The organism is Burkholderia sp. Bp9012 (assembly GCF_003853825.1).
GTDB lineage: Bacteria > Pseudomonadota > Gammaproteobacteria > Burkholderiales > Burkholderiaceae > Burkholderia > Burkholderia diffusa.
In genome coordinates this window covers 75,094-93,980 of sequence record NZ_QTQA01000019.1, presented here as the reverse complement: position 1 = coordinate 93,980, position 18,887 = coordinate 75,094, and the positions used below count along the sequence as shown (strand labels likewise).

The window sequence follows — 18,887 nt, the reverse complement described above, 5'->3', positions numbered from 1 at the left end:
CTTTCTAAACGATTAGCACTATTTAATTATAAATGGGTAAGGAGACGTCCGTGAAAGGCATGTATGTTCGATTGGCGGTCGTGGCATGCGCCGCGGCATGGGGCACGCATGCGCGTGCGACCGACGTGTTCAATCTCGAAGGCTATGGTCCGGTCTCGCGCGCGATGGGCGGGACCGGCGTGGCCTACGACGTCGGCGGGGCGGCGATGATGCTGAACCCGGCCACGCTCGGCCTGATGACCGAGGGGCGCTATGTGGACCTCGGGCTCGACGTGGTCACGACCAACATTCACGTGAAGAACGCGTCGACCGGCGAGGGCGCCACGTCGGGCAATCACGGCAACAACAACGGGCCGTATTTCGCGCCGCAGCTGGCCGTCGTCTGTCGTCGCGCGAACTATGCGTTCGGCATCGGCGCGTTCGCCGAAGGCGGGCTCGGTACGCAATTCGGCGGCAGCAGTTTCCTGTCGCGGACGGCGACCAACAACGTCGATACCGGGCTCGACCAGTTTTCGCGGCTGCTGGTGCTGCGCGTCCCGCTGTCCGCGGCGTACAACGTGAACGACCGGTTGACGGTCGGGGCGTCGCTGGACGTCGTCTGGACCTCGCTCAACCTGGGATCGCTGCTCGACGTGTCCCAGATCGGCACGCTGGCCGCGCAGCGCCGCGTGTCCGGGTCGCTGGTGCCGGCGCTGCTGAGCGTGCCCGGCCTGTCGGGCGGCTACGTCGGGTTTTCGCACAGCGGCATCGTCGGCGGCGGAGCCGACGCCTGGGGTGTCGGCGGCAAGCTGGGCCTCACGTATCTGCTGACGCCCGACACACGGGTCGGCATGGCGTACAGCTTCAAGACCGCCGTGGGCGATCTGCGCGCCGGACATGCGAATCTGACCGCCGTCAGTTCGGTCGCGGGCAATATTCCGCTGAGCGGCGACATCGTCGTGAAGGACTTCCAGATGCCGGCCCAGTTCACGATAGGTATCAGCCACCGCTTCAACGACCAGTGGTCGGTTTCGGCCGACTACCAGCGCGTGTTCTGGTCGAGCGTGATGAAGGACCTGAACATGAGCTTCACGCAGGCCGGAACCGGCGCGAACCTGAACCTGTCGATCCCGCAGAATTATCGCGACATCAACGTCTTCGCGGTCGGCGCGGAATATCGCTACAACGCGAAGCTGACGCTGCGTGCGGGGTTCCAGTACGCGCAGGAGGCCGTACCGAACGACACGTTGCTGGCCGTCGTTCCGGCGATTCCGACGACGCACCTGAGCGCGGGCGCGTCCTACGCGTTCGACAAGGACGATCTCGTCAGCTTCGCACTATCGGTCGGCCTGCAAAAGACGTTGTCGAACGGCAGCCAGCCGAACACCGCGGTGCCCATCGTCGCAACGCACTCGCAAATCAACGCGGTCGTCGGATATCAGAAGCGCTTCTGACCGGACGCCGGGCGACGCGCATCGATGCCGCGTCTCCCGGCGCTTGTCGGGTCATTCGGCGGCGATGCCGTACTTGCGCAACCGGTAGGCCAGTGTCGGCCGGCTGATGCCGAGCACACGCGCTGCCAGCGAGAGGTTGCCGTTCGCCTCGGCGATCGCGGCGCGCAGCATCGCCACCTCGGTTTCGGCGAGCCCGGGGCGGGCGCCGGGGCCGGTCGAGGCCGGGGCCAGGGCCGTCTCGACCGGCTCGTCCATCAAGGCGATGTTGCCACTGCGTTTCAGAATGAACGACGACACGTCGATTTCCTCGCCGGTCGTGAACAGGTGGCAGAGGTCGAGCGCACCGCCGTCCTCGGCGAGAATCACCGCGCGTTCGATCATGTTCTCCAGTTCGCGCACGTTGCCGGGCCAGTCGTAGTTGAACATCGCGTCGACCGCGCGCTCGCGAAAGCCGGTGATGTGCTTGTCGTGCTTCTTGGCGAGCCGCTGAAGGAACCAGTTCATCATCAGCGGGATGTCGTCGCGCCGTTCGCGTAGCGGCGGCACCTGGATCGGAAACACGTTGAGGCGGAAAAAGAGATCCTCGCGGAATTGCCCGGCCTTGACGGCTTCCCGCAGGTTGACGTTCGTTGCGGCGATCACGCGCACGTCGATCTTGCGCGTCCGTGTGTCGCCGACGCGCTCCAGCTCGCCCTGCTGAAGCGCGCGCAACAGCTTGCCCTGCGCGGTGAAGCTGAGCGTGCCGATTTCATCGAGAAAGAGCGTGCCACCATCGGCCCGCTCGAACCGGCCGGGCCGCGACGAGGTCGCGCCGGTATAGCCGCCGCGTTCGACGCCGAACAGTTCGGATTCCATCAGGTGTTCCGGAATCGACGCGCAGTTGACGGCCACGAACGGCTTCTCGGCCCGCTTGCTGAGCCGATGCAGGTTGTTCGCGAACACCTCCTTGCCAACCCCGCTTTCGCCGAGAAACAGCACGGTGGCCTCCGTGGGTGCCACCTTGTTGACCATGTGGCACACGGTGTTGAAGCCGGCCGAGATGCCGACGACGCCGAAACTGTTCTCGGGCGCGCGCGCGATCCGCTCGGCGATCCGGCTGGTGGCCGGCGGCATGGTCTGCGGCTCGAGCGACCATTTGACGAAATCGCCGATCTGCAGGAAGCGCAGATCGTCCTGCGGATCGTCCCATTCCTCGACCGGCTTGCCGACGACGCGGCATTTTGCATGCCCCATCCCGCGGCATTCGATTTCCCGCCACAGGATCGGCCGGCCCATGAACGAGCTGGTATAGCCGCACGCATAGCCGATCAGCATCCAGCAGACGGCGTCGTTGCCGATTCCGTAACTCGCGATGTGCGCCTCCGCCTCCGACGAGTCGATCAGATAGAAGTCGCCGAAATAGTGGCCGCGCTCGACATCGATGTCGAGCGCGATCGGTTCGCAGTGGACGATCCCTTCGAGCGAGACGAGCTGCGGGCCGGCCAGGAAGTCGTCGTAGGTGTTGAAGCCGGCTCGCACCTTGCGCGCCATGGCGGCATCGTGCGTGCCGGCCTGGTAGCCGATGCGGGTGATGAGGCCGCGTGCGGTTTCCTTGCCGAGGCTCTCGATCAGCTCCTGGCGCAGCGCGCCGAACGAACTGATGTGCATCAGCATCATGCGCTGGTCGTCGAGCCAGATCCTGCCTTGCTGGGGCGCGAATCGCAGACGCTTTGCGAGGTCGTGGATGGCGGGAACGCGAATCTCCGGATGCCCGGCATCGCGCGGAGAATGTCCCGCGCGATGCCGGGGCGCGGAACCCGGTTTGCCGTCGTGCATTTCGCTCCTTGACATGCTTGCCTCGCTTGCGGCCGGTTCGGCCGGTGCTCCCCTGTGCTGGTGATGCATGTGGCGCACGGGAACATGCATGCCGGCACGCATTGCGACCGAATCGCCCGGGTCAGCTTAGCGGGTGCGTGTCGTCGTGGCGATTGGTGAAACTACGCGCGGGAAATTCGCAGAGGAATACACGCGGCCCGCCCGGGCGGGCCACGTGCAACGGGGTCAGACGAATCGATCGAAGTGGAGCTGCGCAAAGGGGACCTTGTGCCGGAGCATCAGCAGGTCCTGCACGGCCTCGATCATGGGCGGCGGGCCCGCGAAGTAGAAGCGGTAGCGGTCGAGCGGTTGCGCGAGCCCGCGCTCTGCCTCGTCATGGACGAAGCCCGTCGCACCGTGCCATGGCTGCGACGCATCCGGGGCGGACAGCACGACGGAAACCGACAGTCGTTCGTGCGCCAGCGCATCGAGTTCCGCCGCGGCGCGGAGATCCGCCTGCGAGCGCGCGCCGTAGAAGAAGTGGACACGCGGGGATCCCGGTTGCGCCAGCGCGCCGCGTGCGATCGACAGCATCGGTGCGAGCCCCGAGCCGCCGGCGATGCAGACGATGTCGCGGGCGTCGTCGTCGCGCAGGTAGGCGTGCCCGTAAGGCCCGTCGAGCAGCACGCGCTCGCCGATGGCGATACGGTCGAACAGCGCGTTGCTGCCCGCGCCGCCGGGCAGGCGCCGGATGACGAACTGCCAGAGGCCGTCGCCGTTCGGCAGATTCGACATCGAATAGGCGCGCGCGCCTTGTGCCGAAGGCGGATAGAGGAGCGCATACTGGCCGGCGCGGAACGCCGCCTCGCCCGGGGCGCGGAACGTGAATTCGCTCATGTCCGGCGTCACGCTGCGACGCGCGACCAGTTCCGCCTCCCGGCGCGACGGGGTGACGACGGGCAGGTAACTGTCGTCGCAGCGCACGCGGATCGTGCAATCGCCGGTCGGGCGCGACTGGCACGCGAGCCGCTTGCCGCGCTTGCGATCGCGTTCGGAGAGGCCCGGTGCGTCCGGCCACAGCGTGTCCATCGCGCCGGACACGAGCTCGAAGCGGCAGGCGCCACAGCCGCCCACGCTGCATTCGTGCGGCAGTCCGACGCCGGCACGCAATGCGCCGCGCAGCAGCGCGTCTTCCGACGCGTCGACGGCGAATGTCGCGCCGCCTTCAATCGTGATCTGATGTTCCATCTTCAGGTTCCGCATTACGGGGGCCGGCACGGGCCGGCCCCGGGTTCATCCAGCGGTCACAGGCCGATGCCGCGCCGGAATTCGCCGACCGCCGCGCGCGCACGCGCTGCCGCATCCTGCGCGTCGGGCAGTGCATCGCAATACGCGTCGATGGCGGCATCCGCGAGCGGCGCCCACTTGTCGATCCAGGCAGCGAGCACCGCGCGGTTGCCGTCCTGTTCCAGCGCCATGCGCACGAGCTCGCCTGCCCAGCGGCGATGCCGTTGCGCGTCGGCCAGTTGTGCATCGGTCAGCAGGCCGAGCAGCGTATCGCCGTTGTGGCGGGCCGTCTGGCCGAGCGTGCGCAGCACGGTCTCGTCGATGGCGGGCCGTGCGACCAGGTTCAGCGCGACGAAGCTCTCGGCCCAGTCCCACGCGACGAGCGCTTCCTCGACGAGCCGCCGCCAGCCCTGCCATGCGGGGCTCTGTTCCCAGATGCGACGTTCGCCGCTCGCGAAGCCGAGATCGGGAAAGGCCTGCGACAGCTCCCTGGTCCGATACGCGGTATGCGTGAGCCAGCGCAGGGAGTCGGCCGTCTGGTAGGCGGCGCAGTTGGAGATCGTCGACGCGGGCGCGAGCTGCGTCAGATAGGCGGAGCCCATCTGCAGCGCGTGGAACAGGTAGCGCGCGGGGGTATACAGATGCGCGAGGTGTTCCGCCCAGTCGCGCCCGAGCATCGTGTCATGGCCGCGCGACGAGAACTGGTCGAGCAGACCGAAGACGTATGTCTCCTGGCCGTCCTGCAGCATGTTGTAGGTGCGATAGACCAGCTCGTCGGGATCGCGGAACGCGTTCCAGTCGGCGTGTTGCAGCGGCGACGCGTTGCGGTATCGCTTGAACCACTGCGCCATCCCGAAGTTGGGGTCCAGTTCGAACGGCGCGTCGGGGTTGTCGGTCGTGTAATGGAGGTTGGTCGAGACGATCTCGTATTCGCTCGGCTTGCGCCGCCGCGCGGCCAGATGGCTCCACGTCTTGAGCGGCTTCAGGATTTCGGGTTGCGTCATGCTGGTCTCCGGTCAGAGCGTCTTTTCGTAATAGAAGCGGACGTAGTCGTCCGTCGTCTCGATGCGGCCCGCGAACGAGCTGAGGTTGATTTCCAGTTCCGACATCTTGAATGGCCGGCCGAGCGCGGCCTCCAGGGTCGCGCGGCGCAGGACCAGTTCGCCGTCGGTGTCGATGCGCACGTAGGCGAGCTTGTCGTCGATGCGGATCTCCTTGTCCGGGTTGTCTTCCTGGGCGGCTTCGATGACGCCGGCCGTGATGCTGCTCGCGCGCAGGATGGGGCCGACGCGGTTGTTGCGATAGGCGTCCGCCGTGTTGTCGTGACTCATGGTGTGTCCTACGTCAGGTCAGGAATGGGCGAAGAGCGGTTCGACGCCCTCCACGGCAACGAGGATGTCGTCCCCGTCGAGTTTCACGGCATATTCCGCGAGCCGGCAGTCGCCGGGATTGATGCCCTTGCCCGTATTCGCATCGAAGGTCCATTGATGTGCGCGGCACATCAGCACGCGGCCGTCGAACTTGCCTTCCGCGAGCGGAATGTCCTGGTGCGGACAGATGCCCTGGAACGCGCGCGGCTCGCCCCCTTCGGGGCGGACCAGCACGATCACGTGCCCTTCGACCTCGACTTCGGTCATGTCGCCTTCCCACAGCTCGTCGAGCGTGCATGCTTTGTGAAATGTCATGTCGGCCTCACGCGTCGCAGAAAATGAACTCGAGCGCTTCCATCGGCCGGATGTCCGTCTCGCCGAGCCGCGCGTCGCGCGGGAAGAACGTCTCGCTGCCCTGGCGCCGCACCCTCACGACCTTGTCCGGCCGCGGCGCGACGCGCCGGCCGACCGAGTGATGCGCGGCCGCGGCCGCGACCTCGTCCATGGTGTTGTCGGTATCGACCGCCACGAGCTGCAGCAGGAAGTCGTACTGGAAATTGGAAATCACCGGAAAAAGTGCCATGTCGTCCTCCATTGATCGGCCGTCTTACGCGGCTTTCTGTTGATTGCCGCGATTGCGGTAGGCCTCGACCCACGCGTATCGATGTGCGTCGTCGCCGCTCTCGCCGGGGGCGAGGCTCATGTACTTGAGCGCGCCCATCAGGTCGGGCGGCTGGATATGCCCGGCGAGGAAGCGATCGACGAGCGTCATGTGATCGCGATAGCGCAGCGGATCCTGCTGGAAGACCCAGCGGTCGATTTCCGAGTTGAAGTGATAGGTGCGGCCGTTGTAGTCGAGCGGGTAGTCCTTCACGTTCCAGCCGTTGCCGGGAATCGCGCAGATCGGCAACTGGCTCATGTTGCAGACGATCGGCAGGGTTTCCGGCATCGTCAGGTGCGTCCGGCCCGCGACCAGGTTGTCGATGATGACGTCCCAGGCCTTGCCGAACGTGTCGTTCCAGCCGGGATACTTCTCTTCGAGCCAGTCGCGGCAATCCGGCGTCATGCCGGCGGCGGGGTTCCACCAGATGGTCGGCCGCCAGAACCAGATGCCCATCTGGTACGCGTGATGCTGGTAGTCGAACTCGTTGATCATCTGATCCCAGTACCAGGGCAGGTCGAGGCCGAGATCGATCAGCGTGCGTTCGAACTGGCCGACGATCCACTCGCGCATGAACTCCTTGAACGATTGCTTGCGGTGATGCAGCGGCGTCGCGTAGTCCATCGAGGTGCCGGTCAGCAGGCAGAAGAGACGCCATGCGCGGGCGATGGCGACGTCGACGAGCTTCTGCGCCTCTTCCTTGCGGCCGTTCGCGATCAGGATCTGCAGCGCGGGGCCGCCGATCTGCGCATGGCGCGATTCGTCGGTCTGGATGCTCGAGATCAGGCTCGCGAACGTGAAATCGCCGGCTTCGGCGGCGTCCGCGGCGAGGCCCAGGAACTGCATGTTGGTGAAGCCGGTTTCGAACGCGAACGTCAGCATCACGGCGATCTCGAGCGCGCTGCGCGACATGAACAGGTCGTCGAACGTGCTGCGCGCGGCGATCGCACCCCACTCGTTCGTGTGGTAGGCCTTGTGGGCCCAGTCGAACTGACGGTCCTTGTGGCAGTAATCGTGCGGGAAATACAGCTGCAGTTGCCCGTGGCGGTTTTCGTCCAGCATGCCGAACGTCGCCATGTTGCGCATGCCGGGGGCGCGGCCGAAGCGGGCCATGCGCGCTTCCGCGCTCATGGCGGCGTATTCGCCGAGCGCGATGGCGCCGTAGTGCGACTTCAGGATCGACAGCCAGCCGGGATCGGCCTCCTCGAACATGCGGCTGCGCTCCAGCGCGGCCTTCACGGAATAGGCGCCGGCATCCTTTTCGCGCTGAATGCGGACGTATTCGGAATAGGAAGTCTTGTACGGCTCGTCGTAGGCTTCCCACGTTTCCATCGGAATGCCTTGCGCGCCAGTCATGATCTCGGGGAAAAGGTCGGACTCCGTAACATATCGGGGGGTCCAGTTCGTCGAGCGGGCAATGTCGTACCACGCCGACCGTTCCAGTAACGCCATGGTCATGTCTCCTTGATTGGGATCGTTCGAACCGGTTGTCTGCGCACGTAGGGTGTCGCGCAAGGGGCCGGTGTGAATGACTGAGCAAGGGCAGTGCCAGGAACGGGCTGCAACGGGAATGTGTGCGCTGCAAAAATCCCGACATTCCTGGTTTGGCGGTATGAAGGGCGCGGCAGGTATTTGGTATGGTGCGACGCACAAGCAACCTGGAATCAGGCCGATTTGATGATTTGGTCAAGCGAGTCCGGTCTGCGCGCGACGAACCCTGCTGATCTTTTGATAAAAATCTCGATATTCGTGCGTCGACAGTCGGCGATGCGCGCTCGCTTCGAGGCCAGGCGTGGCTGTTTTCGATACGAAGCTGGCGCGGCGGACGGCACGCAACCGAGCCGGGAAGGAGGCGCGACCGGCAGCCGCTCGCGAAGCGGCGTTGGCGGACGAACCGTTCATTTTTTATGCGGCCGACGGTGACGACGAAGGGCAGCTGGCGATCCTGCGGCGGGTGCTCGGCCGGGCGCCGCGTATCGTGCACAAGGTGAGCAGCACGCTGTCCGTGCTGGCGCTGGCGGGGGCCGGCCTCGGCGTGGCGCTGGTGCCGGCGCCGCTCAGCCGGATCGCGGCGCCGAACATCGTATACCGGAAACTCGCGGGCAACGTGCCGGGCGCACGAACTCGTCGCGCTCTGCCGGATCGGCGGGGAATGGGGAGCGGTGCAGCAGTTTCTGGCGATGCTGGGCGGGCGCGCCGCGTAAGCGTTGCGGCCCGCGCCGGCATCACGCCGTCATTCCTCGTCCATCAACCGGACCTTGACGCGCTTGCCCTTGATCTTCCCCGCATTGAGCTTGCGCAGCGCGTCGTGCGCGACGCCGCGCTCGATCGCGACGTAGGTCGAGAACTCGGTCACGTTGATCTTGCCGATCTGCTTGCCGTCGAACCCCGCGTCGCCGGTCAGCGCGCCGAGCACGTCGCCCGGCCGGATCTTGTCCTTGCGGCCGCCGAGGATCTGCAGCGTTTCCATCGGCGGCAGCAGCGTGTCGTTGCCGGCCGGCTTCAGTTCCGCGAGCGGATGCCATTCGACTTCGCGCTTTTGCGCCTGCTCGATCGCGCCGACGCGCCCCATCTCGTCCATGCTGGCGAGGCTCAGCGCCCAGCCTGCCTGGTCCGCGCGGCCGGTGCGGCCGATGCGGTGCACGTGCACTTCGGGGTCGGGCGTCACGTCGACGTTGATCACCGCCTCCAGCTGCGCGATGTCGAGCCCGCGCGCGGCGACGTCGGTCGCGACCAGCACCGAGCAGCTGCGGTTCGCGAACTGGATCAGCACCTGGTCGCGTTCGCGCTGTTCGAGCTCGCCGTGCAGCGCGAGCGCGTGGAAGCCCTGTGCGTGCAGCACGTCGAGCAGGTCGCGGCATTGCTGCTTGGTGTTGCAGAACGCGATCGTGCTCACCGGCCGGTAGTGATTCAGCAACTGGCCGACCGCGTGCAGCCGCTCGTTCTCGGTCACTTCATAGAAGCGCTGGCGGATCTTGCTGTCGTCGTGGCGCTCCTCGAGCTTCACTTCCTTCGGATTGCGCAGGAACTGCTGGCTCAGCTTCGCGATGCCGTCCGGATAGGTCGCCGAGAACAGCAGCGTCTGGCGCGTCGTCGGGCACATCCGCGTGACCTTCGCGATGTCGTCGAAGAAGCCCATGTCGAGCATCCGGTCGGCTTCGTCGAGCACGAGCGTGTTCAGCGCGTCGAGCTTCAGGTTGCCGCGGTCGAGGTGATCCATGATGCGGCCCGGCGTGCCGACGACGATATGCGCGCCATGCTCGAGGCTCTGCGCCTGCGGCCGCATCGGCGTGCCGCCGCACAGCGTCAGCACCTTCACGTTTTCTTCGGCGCGCGCGAGGCGGCGCACTTCCTGCGCGACCTGGTCGGCGAGCTCGCGCGTCGGGCACAGGATCATCGCCTGCACGTCGAAGCGGCGCGCGTCGAGGCGCGCCAGCAGCGCGAGCGAGAACGCGGCGGTCTTGCCGCTGCCCGTCTTCGCCTGCGCGATGAGGTCCTGGCCGGCCAGCGCGATCGGCAGGCTCGCGGCCTGGATCGGCGTCATGTCGACATAGCCGAGCTGCGCGAGGTTCGCGAGCGAGGCGGGCGTCAGCGGCAGTGCGCTGAACGGCGTGGCGGTCGGCTGGGTCATTCCACGTCTCCGAGGTAGGGGCGGCCTTCCATCTGTTCGTAGACGACGTTGCCTTCGTCATCTTCGAAACGTTCGAGGTAGTTGCGCGCGCCGCACAGCGGGCAGCGGAACAGCAGCCCCTGGCCTTCGTCCTTGATGACGACGTCGGACTGTTCCCACTGCGTGCCGCAGCTCTGGTTTCGGCAGGTAAACAAGGTCTTTCTCCAACTGAATTCGGTTGATGTGGCGCCCGGGCGGGCGCGGCAACGGCGGGCGGCGCTCGCGCGGCTCGGGCGCGGGCCGCATCGGGCGTCGCTTAGATTGCGTCGATGCGGATGATGGATCGGGCGGCGACGGGGTCGCGCGTGCCGCAATTCTAGCGGAAGCGAGGAGGCGAATGCGGACGATCGGCTGCGAGGGGCCGGTTGCGGGCGACCGGTTGCGGGCGACCGGCTGCGGGCGACCGGCTGCGGGCGATGCCTGCAAGGACAGCGCGCATTCAGCGCCCGCTGTTTCCGGAAAACAGGCCCCGATCGCCGCCATGACGAAAAACGGCCGCCCCGGAGGGCGGCCGTGTCGTGCGGCGCAACGGTGCCCTGCGGTGCCGCGCGGCACCCGGACGCGTTACAGCGCCATGTCGGCCGCTGCCTTTGCGGGGCGCGCCGGGGTGGTTCCCGTCGCCTGCGACGGCGCCGTCAGGTCGATCTTCGGCGGCGGCGAGAGCTGCAGCACGTCGCTCGTGTAGGTCCATTCCTCGACAACTTTCGCCGGGCTGTCGTTCAGCTTCGTGCCGTAGCTCGGCACGATCTGGCGGATCTTCTGCTGCCATTCGGGCGTCGCGACCTTGTCCTTGAACACCTTCTGCATCAGGTTCAGCATGATCGGCGCGGCCGTCGACGCGCCCGGCGATGCGCCGAGCAGGCCCGCGATGCTGTCGTCCTGCGAGCTGACGATCTCGGTGCCGAGCTTCAGCACGCCGCCCTTCTTCGGGTCGCGCTTGATGATCTGCACGCGCTGGCCGGCCTGCCACAGGCGCCAGTCTTCCTTCTTCGCGTCCGGGAAATATTCCTTCAGCGCGTTGAAGCGGTCGTCGTCGGACAGCATCAGCTGGCCCGCGAGATACTGGACGAGCGGGAATTCGTCGACGCCCACGCGCATCATCGGCGCGACGTTGTGCAGATTGGTGCTCTTCGCGAGGTCGAAGTACGAGCCGTTCTTCAGGAACTTGGTCGAGAACGTCGCGAACGGCCCGAACAGGATGATCTTCTTGCCGTCGATGATGCGCGTGTCGAGGTGCGGCACCGACATCGGCGGCGAGCCGACCGACGCCTTGCCATACGCCTTCGCGAGGTGGCGCTTCACGACCTCGGGGTTGTCGGTCACGAGGAACGAGCCGCCGACCGGGAACGCGCCGTAGTCCTTCGCCTCGGGGATGCCCGACGCCTGCAGCAGGTGCAGCGCACCGCCGCCCGCGCCGATGAACACGAACTTCGCGTCGACGGCCTGCGGCGGTTCATCCGAATGCAGCTTCACCCACGACACGTGCCACGTGCCGTCGGCGTTGCGCGTGATCTCGCGCACTTCGCTCGACAGCGACAGCGTGAAGTTCGGCTGCGTCTTCAGGTAGCCGACGAACTGGCGCGTGATCTCGCCGAAGTTCACGTCGGTGCCGATCGGCGTCCACGTCGCGGCGACCTTCTGCTTGCGGTCGCGGCCTTCCATCATCAGCGGCACCCACTGCTTGATCTGGTCGTAGTCTTCCGAATACTGCATGCCGCGGAACAGCGGGCTCGCCTGCAGCGCGTCGTAGCGCTTCTTCAGGAAGCGGACGTTGTCGTCGCCCCACACGAAGCTCATGTGCGGCGTCGAGTTGATGAACGAGTGCGGATTCTTCAGCACGCCCTGCTTGACCTGCCACGCCCAGAACTGGCGCGAGATCTGGAACGACTCGTTGATCTCGATGGCCTTGGAGATGTCGATCTTGCCGTCCGCCTTCTCCGGCGTGTAGTTCAGCTCCGCAAGCGCCGAGTGGCCGGTGCCCGCGTTGTTCCAGCCGTTCGAGCTTTCCAGCGCGACGCCGTCGAGGCGTTCGACCATCGTCATCGACCAGTCGGGCTGAAGCTCGTGCAGCCACACGCCGAGCGTCGAGCTCATGATGCCGCCGCCCACCAGCAGGACGTCGACCTTCTTCGTATCGGCCGCGTGCGCGGACGACGCGGCGACGCACAGCGCGAGCGCCGACAGTATTACCCGTAACGTTTTGATCACAGCAGATCCCTTCTTCAACTTGGATGCATCGGTTTGCCATGCCGCCCGGCCGATGCGGATTCGCGTTCGGCCCGCGCATCCGGATATCCGGACCGCGAATCCGGAACTCCGGACCGGCCGCGTTCGCCGTTGCATTTGCGCACGCGAAGCCGTTGCGAAGGACACCTTCGGATCGGCTTCATGCGCTCACGCAATCGCATGCTTCACGTTCGCGCCACGCGTGCGCAAGCCCGTGCTGCAGGCCTCGCCGGACGGCGCTTCAGGCTGCGTCGAAAGAGGCCGCGCACCATGCGTTCCGCGGGGGCGGGATGGCAAGGGGCGCGTAATATAACCGAACTCGATTCCCGTGTCGCACGCGCGGAATATCCTTGTTTTCGTGGGGTTTCTTGCGTGTCCGGGTTTCCGGAATGACGGTGCGCGGAACCGGAAAAATGGCGGGAACGGACGGGGCGCGACGCGCGCGATATCGATACTGCATCCGGACCGCGGCGTTGCACCGCGATCCGGTTCCGATCACTTCATCACTTGGACGAACCGCTCCGGCAGAACTGGTCGTACCCCAGCGCCGAATTCGCGAAGCCTTGCGCCTTCGCGAGTTCCCACGGACGCTCGCATTGCTGCGTTCGCTCGCACCATGCGTAGCCGGCCGAGCCGATGCAGCCGTGCGCGTCGCGATCGCCGCCGACGACCGGCGGCGCGGCCTGGGCGGTTTGCGCCGTTTGCGAGGCCTGTGTGTCGTGGCCGGCGACATCGGGCGGGAGAGGATAAACCGGCTCGTTCGCGCACGCGGCCAATGCAAACGCGCAGGCGATCATCGCGGCGATCGACGCGGAAGAAATGAAATGCTTCATACGGTAGCGCTCCATGGGATGAGGTTCGACGGTGGATGCCCGCGAACGGGCGCTTGAACGATTCGATCACGCATCCGGCACCGGCACGCGCGACGAGAACTTGACCTCGCGCAGCGCGAGGCTCGACTGGATCGACGACACGCCAGCCTGCTTCCTCAGCACGCGTTCGACGAATTCCGCATACGCGTCCAGATCGGCGGCGACGACCTGCAGGATGTAGTCGGCCGCGCCGGTGATCTTGTGGCACGACGTCACTTCGTCGTGACGCCGCATCACGTCCTCGAAGTGGTCCGAATCCTGGTCCGAATGCATGTTGAACGTGACCTGCACGAACGCGAACACGTTCATCCCGAGCGCGCGGCGGTCCAGGTTCGCCTGGTAGCCGGTGATCACGCCTTCGTCCTCGAGCCGCTTGCGCCGCCGCCAGCAAGGCGTAACGCTCAGCGACAGCCGTTCGCCGAGCGTCGCGTTGGAGAGCGCGCCGTCTTCCTGCAGCAGGCGGAGCATCGCGCGATCGACGCCGTCCAGTTCCACCGAAGCGCGATTTTTGCTCATTCCAGGATCTCCGTAGGCGGTTTTCTCAAAATTGTATGAAACGGGGAGGTGAAAAGCAAAGTTATTGCCAGCCGGCGTCAATAGACTGTTGCCATCCCCTTGAAGCGTTCAATGCAACGGTCAACCATGCTCACGGTCTACAGCAGCGATCACCATCTGCATCGCGGCGTCGAACTGAAGGACGGCGCGATCACCGATTCGTTCGAGAACCCCCTTCGCGCCGAGACGGTGCTCGCGCAGGTCCGCGCGTCCGGTCTCGGTGACGTGATCGCGCCGCGCGCGTTCGACCGCGCGTGCTATGCCGGCGCGCACAGCGCGCGCTATGTCGACTTCCTCGCCGGCGCATGGGACGAATGGACCGCGACCGGCCGCACCTGCCAGGCGCTGCCGCTCGTATGGCCGGTGCGCGCGATGCCGTCGGCCGCGACGCTGCCCGACTTCATCGACGGCAAGCTCGGCTTCTTCGCGATGGATGCCGGGGCACCGATCAACGCCGGCACGTGGGACGCGGTGAGCGCGAGCGCGAACTCGGCGCTCACCGGCACCGACCTGCTGTCGAACGGCGGTGCGCGCGCGGCGTTCGCGCTGTGCCGCCCGCCCGGCCACCATGCGGGCCGCGAGTACATGGGCGGCTACTGCTACCTGAACAACGCGGCGATCGCCGCGCAGCACGGCATCGCGAGCGGTGCCGCGCGCGTCGCCGTGCTCGACGTCGACTTCCACCACGGCAACGGCACGCAGGACATCTTCTACGCGCGTTCGGACGTGCTGTTCGCGTCGCTGCACGGCGAGCCGGCCGTGTCGTACCCGTACTTCTCCGGCTACGCGGACGAGCGCGGCGCGGGCGCGGGCGAAGGCTTCAACCTGAACCTGCCGCTGTCGAAGGGCACGCAGTGGGACACCTATGCGACGGCGCTCGGCCAGGCCGCCGCCGCAATCGCGAAGCACGCACCCGACCTGCTCGTCGTGTCGCTCGGCGTCGATACGTTCGAGCACGATCCGATCAGCCATTTCAAGCTGCGCTCGCCCGACTACCTGCGGATCGGCGAAGCGCTCGCGCGCCTGAACCTGCCGACGCTGTTCGTGATGGAGGGCGGCTACATGGTCGAGGAAATCGGTATCAACGCGGTGAACGTGCTGCTCGGCTTCGAAGGGCGCGCGTGACCGCATCGCTTCGCCTGCAATCAACGACGGTCCTGATCACGAACCAAGAGCGACAAGGAAGGAGACGAACATGAATCGACATCGGAAGAAAACGGCATGCGCGACCGCGGCCGCGCTGGCGTGCGCATTGCCTGCGTTGTCCGCGCACGCGGACGACGTCGTGCGCATCGGGCACGTCGCGCCGCTGACCGGCGCGATCGCGCACCTCGGCAAGGACAGCGAGAACGGTGCGCGGCTCGCCGTCGAGGAGATCAACGCGAAGGGGCTCGTGATCGGCGGCAGGAAGGTCACGCTGCAGCTCGACGCGCAGGACGACGCAGGCGACCCGCGCACCGCGACGCAGGTCGCGCAGCGGCTCGTCGACGACAAGGTGGTCGGCGTCGTCGGCCATCACAACTCGGGCACGTCGATCCCGGCGTCGCGCGTCTATCGCGATGGCGGCGTCGTGCAGATCTCGCAGGCCGCGACCAACCCGACATACACGCAGCAGGGCTTCAAGACGACCTATCGCGTGGTCGCGACCGATGCGCAGCAGGGGCCCGCGCTGGCGATGTATGCGGCGAAGAACATGGGCATCAGGACGGTGGCCGTGGTCGACGATTCGACCGCCTACGGGCAGGGCCTGGCGACCGAGTTCGAGAAGGCGGCGAAGTCGGCCGGGATGAAGGTCATCTCGCGCGACGCGACCAACGACAAGGCGATCGACTTCCGCGCGATCCTCACGAAGATCAAGGGCGAGAACCCCGACGCGATCATGTACGGCGGGATGGATGCAACCGGCGGCCCGCTCGCGAAGCAGGCGCGCCAGCTCGGCATTCGCGCCAGGATCCTCGCCGGCGATGGCGTGTGCTCGACCGACCTGCCGAAGCTCGCGGGCACGGCATCGGACAACGTCGTGTGCTCGGAAGCCGGTATCGCGCTCGAGAAGATGCCGGGCGGCGCGGCGTTCGTGAAGCGTTACGACGCGCGCTATCACCAGCCGATGCAGGTGTATGCGCCGTTCTCGTACGACGCGGTGTACATCATCGTCGACGCGATGAAGCGCGCGAACTCGACGGATCCGGCGAAGGTGCTCGCCGCCATGCCGGCGACCGATTATCGTGGTGTGATCGGCGAAACGAGCTTCACGCCGCAAGGCGATTTGAAGCATGGCGCGATCTCGGTGTTCACGTACAAGAGCGGCAAGAAGGCGCTGCTCGATATCGTCCGGATGTGACGCGGGTGGGGCGCACGGCGCGGCTTGCGCGGTCGCGCGCCCGGTTGCGTCGCGACGCGCGTCACGATGCCTGCACGCGGCGCGGGTCGGCCCGGCGCTGCTGTTCGGCGTCGTGCACGATGTGCAGTTCGCGCGTGCGGATGGGCAGTACGCAGTCCGCATCGGCAAGCGTCTTGCGCACCTGGCGCGCGAGGCGCCAGCGCAGCGCCCAGAACATGTCGGTGTGCGTCCACACGCGCATGTTCGCGATCGCCGTGCTGTCGTCGAAACGCATCACCATCACGTCCGGTGCGGGATCCTGCAGGACGTCGGGGTCGGCCTCGGCCAGCGCACGCAGCGCGTCGAGTGCGCGATCGATGTCGTCGTGCACGGACACTTCCACTTCGAGATCGAGACGGCGCGTCGGATTGCGCGTGTAGTTGCGGATCGCGCTGCCCCACAGCGCGCTGTTCGGCACGTATTCGCAGATGCCGTCCGGCTTCGTCAGCCGCGTCATGAAGAGCCCGACCTCGTCCACCGTCCCGGCGACGCTCGAGCCGCCGTCGATGAAGTCGCCCACCTTGAATGGCCGCAGCAGCAACAGCATGATGCCGGCCGCAATGTTCTGCATCGTGCCCTGCAACGCGAGCCCGATCGCGAGGCCGGCCGCGCCGAGCACCGCGACGACGCTCGCGGTTTCGATGCCGAGCTGCGACAGCGCGCCGACGATCGCGACGATGCGGATGCCCCACACGGCGACGTCGCAGAGGATCGGCCGCAGCGTGTCGTCGACGCGCTCCTTGTTCGCGAGCAGCCGGTTCAGCCAGCGGCCGATGCGTTTCGACAGCCACCAGCCCGCGACGAGCAGCGCGAGGGCGGCGCAGAGCCTGAGCGAGAGTGTGGACAACGCGTTCCACAGGAAGGTCCAGCCTTCGGGATGAAGATGATCGAGAAACATGACGGGATTCCGGGTTGAGCGGGCAAGCGCGCGACGGGCGCTTGCGTCCGTCATGGTCGGACGGGCATGCGCTCGCGCGTCGGCAGCCCTCGACTGTACACGCCATGCGGGTTTTCGCGCGAACGCATGGGTGACGGCACGCGATCTCCGGTTTCGCGGCCAGCGCGTTGCGGCGGTGTGGTTTTCCGCGGAAACGGGCTCGTGGGATGCCCGTGCTACGACCTCGACCTCGACCTCGACCTCGACCTCGACCTCGACCTCGACCTCGACCTCGACCGTGCGCCGCTCGCAGACGCACGGTTCGCGATGCCGGCCGCAGGCGGCGAATGCGGCCGTGCTGCCCGCGCCGTCGGGCAGCGTCGATGCGGTCGCCACGCCGGACGGCGTGGCGAAGATCGACAGGATCGCGCTGCTTAGCCCAGCGGCCAGTTCAGGATCGCGATGCCGTCGTTGTAGTCGCCGTCCGTGCCGTCTTCCGAGCCGACCAGCCCGAAGTAGGTTTTCTTGAAGATGTCGACCTGGCGCGAGCCGATCTTCGACGGCTTGCCGTTCGCCATCACGACCACGCGCACCTTCCCCTTGCCCGAGTTCACGATCTGCGTGTTCAGGTTCGCGTCCTGCGTGCCGGCGCCCTGGAACGTCGCGGCCGGCTTCGGGTTGTCGTCGACATAGACTTCGATCGTCTGCTGCGCGGCCGAATTGACCAGCGCCGTCACGCCGAACGCGATGTTCGGCGGCAGGTTGAAGATGCCGTCGCGCTCGCCGCCGCCGGTCGTCGTGGGTTCCGGCTGCGCGGGTTGCGGCGTCGCCTTCGAGAAGTAATTGACGACCGCGCCGACGCCGAATTTCGCCGCCGCGCCGGGCAGTACACCGGGCGCGCCGGCCCACGTCACCGTGCACGCGATCACCTGGCCCGCCGCGTCGGCCTTCACCTTGTTCTGCCAGCTGCCGACGTCGAAGCTGTACGGGATGGTCGCGATGTCGACGAACACGTCGTATTGCGGCAATTTTTCCACGAGCTGCGCGGTCATGAACTGACGCATCCGGTCGAGCACCGCCTGGTCGCCGTTCGCCTGTACGGCGGTTGCGTCGTTGCCGGCGAGCTGCAGAAGCGCATACAGGTCGTCGTGGGTAAAGGGTTGTGTCATGTCGTCCTCGTTTTGATGGATTGTCTTGCGTGACGCGGCCGGCGATCGGATTTCGCCGTGTCGCGCGTGGCGCAGCGCGCGGGCAACCGATGGCGGCCCGCACGGATCGCAATGCGCGGTGGGCTCCGCCGTCATTGCGATCCGGAAAGCGGCGCGCCGGACATGCCGCGCCGCGAATCTTCGTCAGCGTTGGTCCGTCAGCCGATCGGCCATTGCAGCACGACGATGCCGTCGTTGTAGTCGCTGTCGTGACCGTCTTCCGACACGACGATTCCGAAGTTGACCGTGAACGGCGAGCCGTCCGATTTCTTGCCGTTGATCGGCGCGAGGCGGGCGTCGGTGGCCGACGGCTTGCCGTTCACCGTCACTTCGAAGCGGAGCTTGCCGTTGCCGGAATTCAGCGTGGCTTCGCGCGGGCCGTCGCGCGTGGTCAGCTTGTGATAGGCGGCGGGTTCCTTGCTGTCACCGATGAACAGCTTGATGTGCTGCTGCTCGGCGGCATTCGCGAAGAAAATCGCGCGGAAGTCGGTGTTCGGCGGAATCGAAAACTCGCCGGCGCGATTCGAGGACGTTTGAGAGTCGGCCATGCTTGC

Annotated in this window: 19 protein-coding genes; 4 read left to right on the top strand and 15 right to left on the bottom strand. The window is 66.4% G+C overall.

What is annotated here, in order from left to right; translation table 11 throughout:
- Positions 1-50 precede the first annotated feature (50 nt).
- The gene (locus tag DIE11_RS24465; RefSeq protein WP_124627713.1) at positions 51-1,433 is read left to right on the top strand and encodes an OmpP1/FadL family transporter; all 1,383 of its coding nucleotides are present in this window, start codon (positions 51-53) and stop codon (positions 1,431-1,433) included.
- A gap of 51 nt (positions 1,434-1,484) precedes the next feature.
- Here the strand turns inward: DIE11_RS24465 and DIE11_RS24460 are convergent, their stop codons facing one another.
- From DIE11_RS24460 to DIE11_RS24400, 12 genes are all read right to left on the bottom strand, one after another.
- Complete coding sequence (locus DIE11_RS24460) at positions 1,485-3,263, bottom strand: sigma-54-dependent Fis family transcriptional regulator (RefSeq protein ID WP_226115330.1); 1,779 nt, start codon at positions 3,261-3,263, stop codon at positions 1,485-1,487.
- A gap of 210 nt (positions 3,264-3,473) precedes the next feature.
- Positions 3,474-4,475, bottom strand: a complete 1,002-nt coding sequence (locus DIE11_RS24455; protein ID WP_124627711.1) for a 2Fe-2S iron-sulfur cluster-binding protein — start codon at positions 4,473-4,475, stop codon at positions 3,474-3,476.
- Between the two features lie 56 nt (positions 4,476-4,531).
- Positions 4,532-5,518: an aromatic/alkene monooxygenase hydroxylase subunit beta gene (locus DIE11_RS24450; RefSeq protein ID WP_124627709.1), complete on the bottom strand. Its 987-nt coding sequence runs from the start codon at positions 5,516-5,518 to the stop codon at positions 4,532-4,534.
- A 12-nt stretch (positions 5,519-5,530) separates the two neighbouring features.
- The gene (locus DIE11_RS24445; protein ID WP_059604967.1) at positions 5,531-5,845 is read right to left on the bottom strand and encodes an MmoB/DmpM family protein; all 315 of its coding nucleotides are present in this window, start codon (positions 5,843-5,845) and stop codon (positions 5,531-5,533) included.
- Between the two features lie 18 nt (positions 5,846-5,863).
- Complete coding sequence (locus DIE11_RS24440) at positions 5,864-6,199, bottom strand: Rieske 2Fe-2S domain-containing protein (RefSeq protein ID WP_059604970.1); 336 nt, start codon at positions 6,197-6,199, stop codon at positions 5,864-5,866.
- A gap of 7 nt (positions 6,200-6,206) precedes the next feature.
- On the bottom strand, positions 6,207-6,467 hold the full coding sequence (locus tag DIE11_RS24435; protein ID WP_059605196.1) for a toluene-4-monooxygenase system B family protein: 261 nt from the start codon (positions 6,465-6,467) through the stop codon (positions 6,207-6,209).
- Between the two features lie 24 nt (positions 6,468-6,491).
- Entirely contained in the window at positions 6,492-7,997 is a 1,506-nt protein-coding gene (locus DIE11_RS24430) for a toluene monooxygenase (RefSeq protein ID WP_059604973.1), read from the bottom strand.
- Positions 7,998-8,778: 781 nt separating this feature from the next.
- Positions 8,779-10,176: an ATP-dependent RNA helicase DbpA gene (gene dbpA, locus DIE11_RS24420; protein WP_124627707.1), complete on the bottom strand. Its 1,398-nt coding sequence runs from the start codon at positions 10,174-10,176 to the stop codon at positions 8,779-8,781.
- Positions 10,173-10,370, bottom strand: a complete 198-nt coding sequence (locus tag DIE11_RS24415; protein ID WP_059604979.1) for a hypothetical protein — start codon at positions 10,368-10,370, stop codon at positions 10,173-10,175. Before DIE11_RS24415 ends, dbpA begins: the two co-directional genes overlap by 4 nt.
- Before the next feature lie 409 nt (positions 10,371-10,779).
- The gene (mqo, locus tag DIE11_RS24410) at positions 10,780-12,441 is read right to left on the bottom strand and encodes a malate dehydrogenase (quinone) (RefSeq protein ID WP_185633816.1); all 1,662 of its coding nucleotides are present in this window, start codon (positions 12,439-12,441) and stop codon (positions 10,780-10,782) included.
- A gap of 503 nt (positions 12,442-12,944) precedes the next feature.
- Positions 12,945-13,274, bottom strand: coding sequence for a hypothetical protein (locus tag DIE11_RS24405; RefSeq protein WP_124627703.1), 330 nt, complete (start codon positions 13,272-13,274; stop codon positions 12,945-12,947).
- Between the two features lie 66 nt (positions 13,275-13,340).
- On the bottom strand, positions 13,341-13,829 hold the full coding sequence (locus tag DIE11_RS24400; RefSeq protein ID WP_124627701.1) for an Lrp/AsnC family transcriptional regulator: 489 nt from the start codon (positions 13,827-13,829) through the stop codon (positions 13,341-13,343).
- Between the two features lie 126 nt (positions 13,830-13,955).
- Here DIE11_RS24400 and DIE11_RS24395 point away from each other — a divergent pair, with 126 nt between their 5' ends.
- A complete protein-coding gene (locus tag DIE11_RS24395; RefSeq protein ID WP_124627815.1) occupies positions 13,956-14,993 on the top strand; it encodes a histone deacetylase family protein in 1,038 nt (345 codons plus the stop codon).
- A gap of 70 nt (positions 14,994-15,063) precedes the next feature.
- Positions 15,064-16,209, top strand: coding sequence for a branched-chain amino acid ABC transporter substrate-binding protein (locus tag DIE11_RS24390; RefSeq protein WP_124627699.1), 1,146 nt, complete (start codon positions 15,064-15,066; stop codon positions 16,207-16,209).
- Between the two features lie 61 nt (positions 16,210-16,270).
- On the opposite strand, the gene DIE11_RS24385 is transcribed toward DIE11_RS24390, so the two are convergent.
- Entirely contained in the window at positions 16,271-17,146 is an 876-nt protein-coding gene (locus DIE11_RS24385) for a mechanosensitive ion channel family protein (protein ID WP_124627697.1), read from the bottom strand.
- 201 nt (positions 17,147-17,347) lie between these two features.
- Between DIE11_RS24385 and DIE11_RS36535 the strand changes: the two genes are divergently transcribed.
- Positions 17,348-17,563, top strand: coding sequence for a hypothetical protein (locus DIE11_RS36535; RefSeq protein ID WP_185633815.1), 216 nt, complete (start codon positions 17,348-17,350; stop codon positions 17,561-17,563).
- On the opposite strand, the gene DIE11_RS24375 is transcribed toward DIE11_RS36535, so the two are convergent.
- Both DIE11_RS24375 and DIE11_RS24370 read right to left on the bottom strand, forming a co-directional pair.
- Positions 17,560-18,294 carry a fucose-binding lectin II gene (locus DIE11_RS24375; RefSeq protein WP_124627693.1) on the bottom strand — a complete coding sequence of 245 codons (735 nt, stop codon included), beginning with the start codon at positions 18,292-18,294 and terminating at the stop codon, positions 17,560-17,562. The two genes, DIE11_RS36535 and DIE11_RS24375, sit on opposite strands and share 4 nt — an antisense overlap.
- A gap of 197 nt (positions 18,295-18,491) precedes the next feature.
- Positions 18,492-18,881: a fucose-binding lectin II gene (locus DIE11_RS24370; RefSeq protein WP_059604998.1), complete on the bottom strand. Its 390-nt coding sequence runs from the start codon at positions 18,879-18,881 to the stop codon at positions 18,492-18,494.
- Positions 18,882-18,887: the final 6 nt, after the last annotated feature.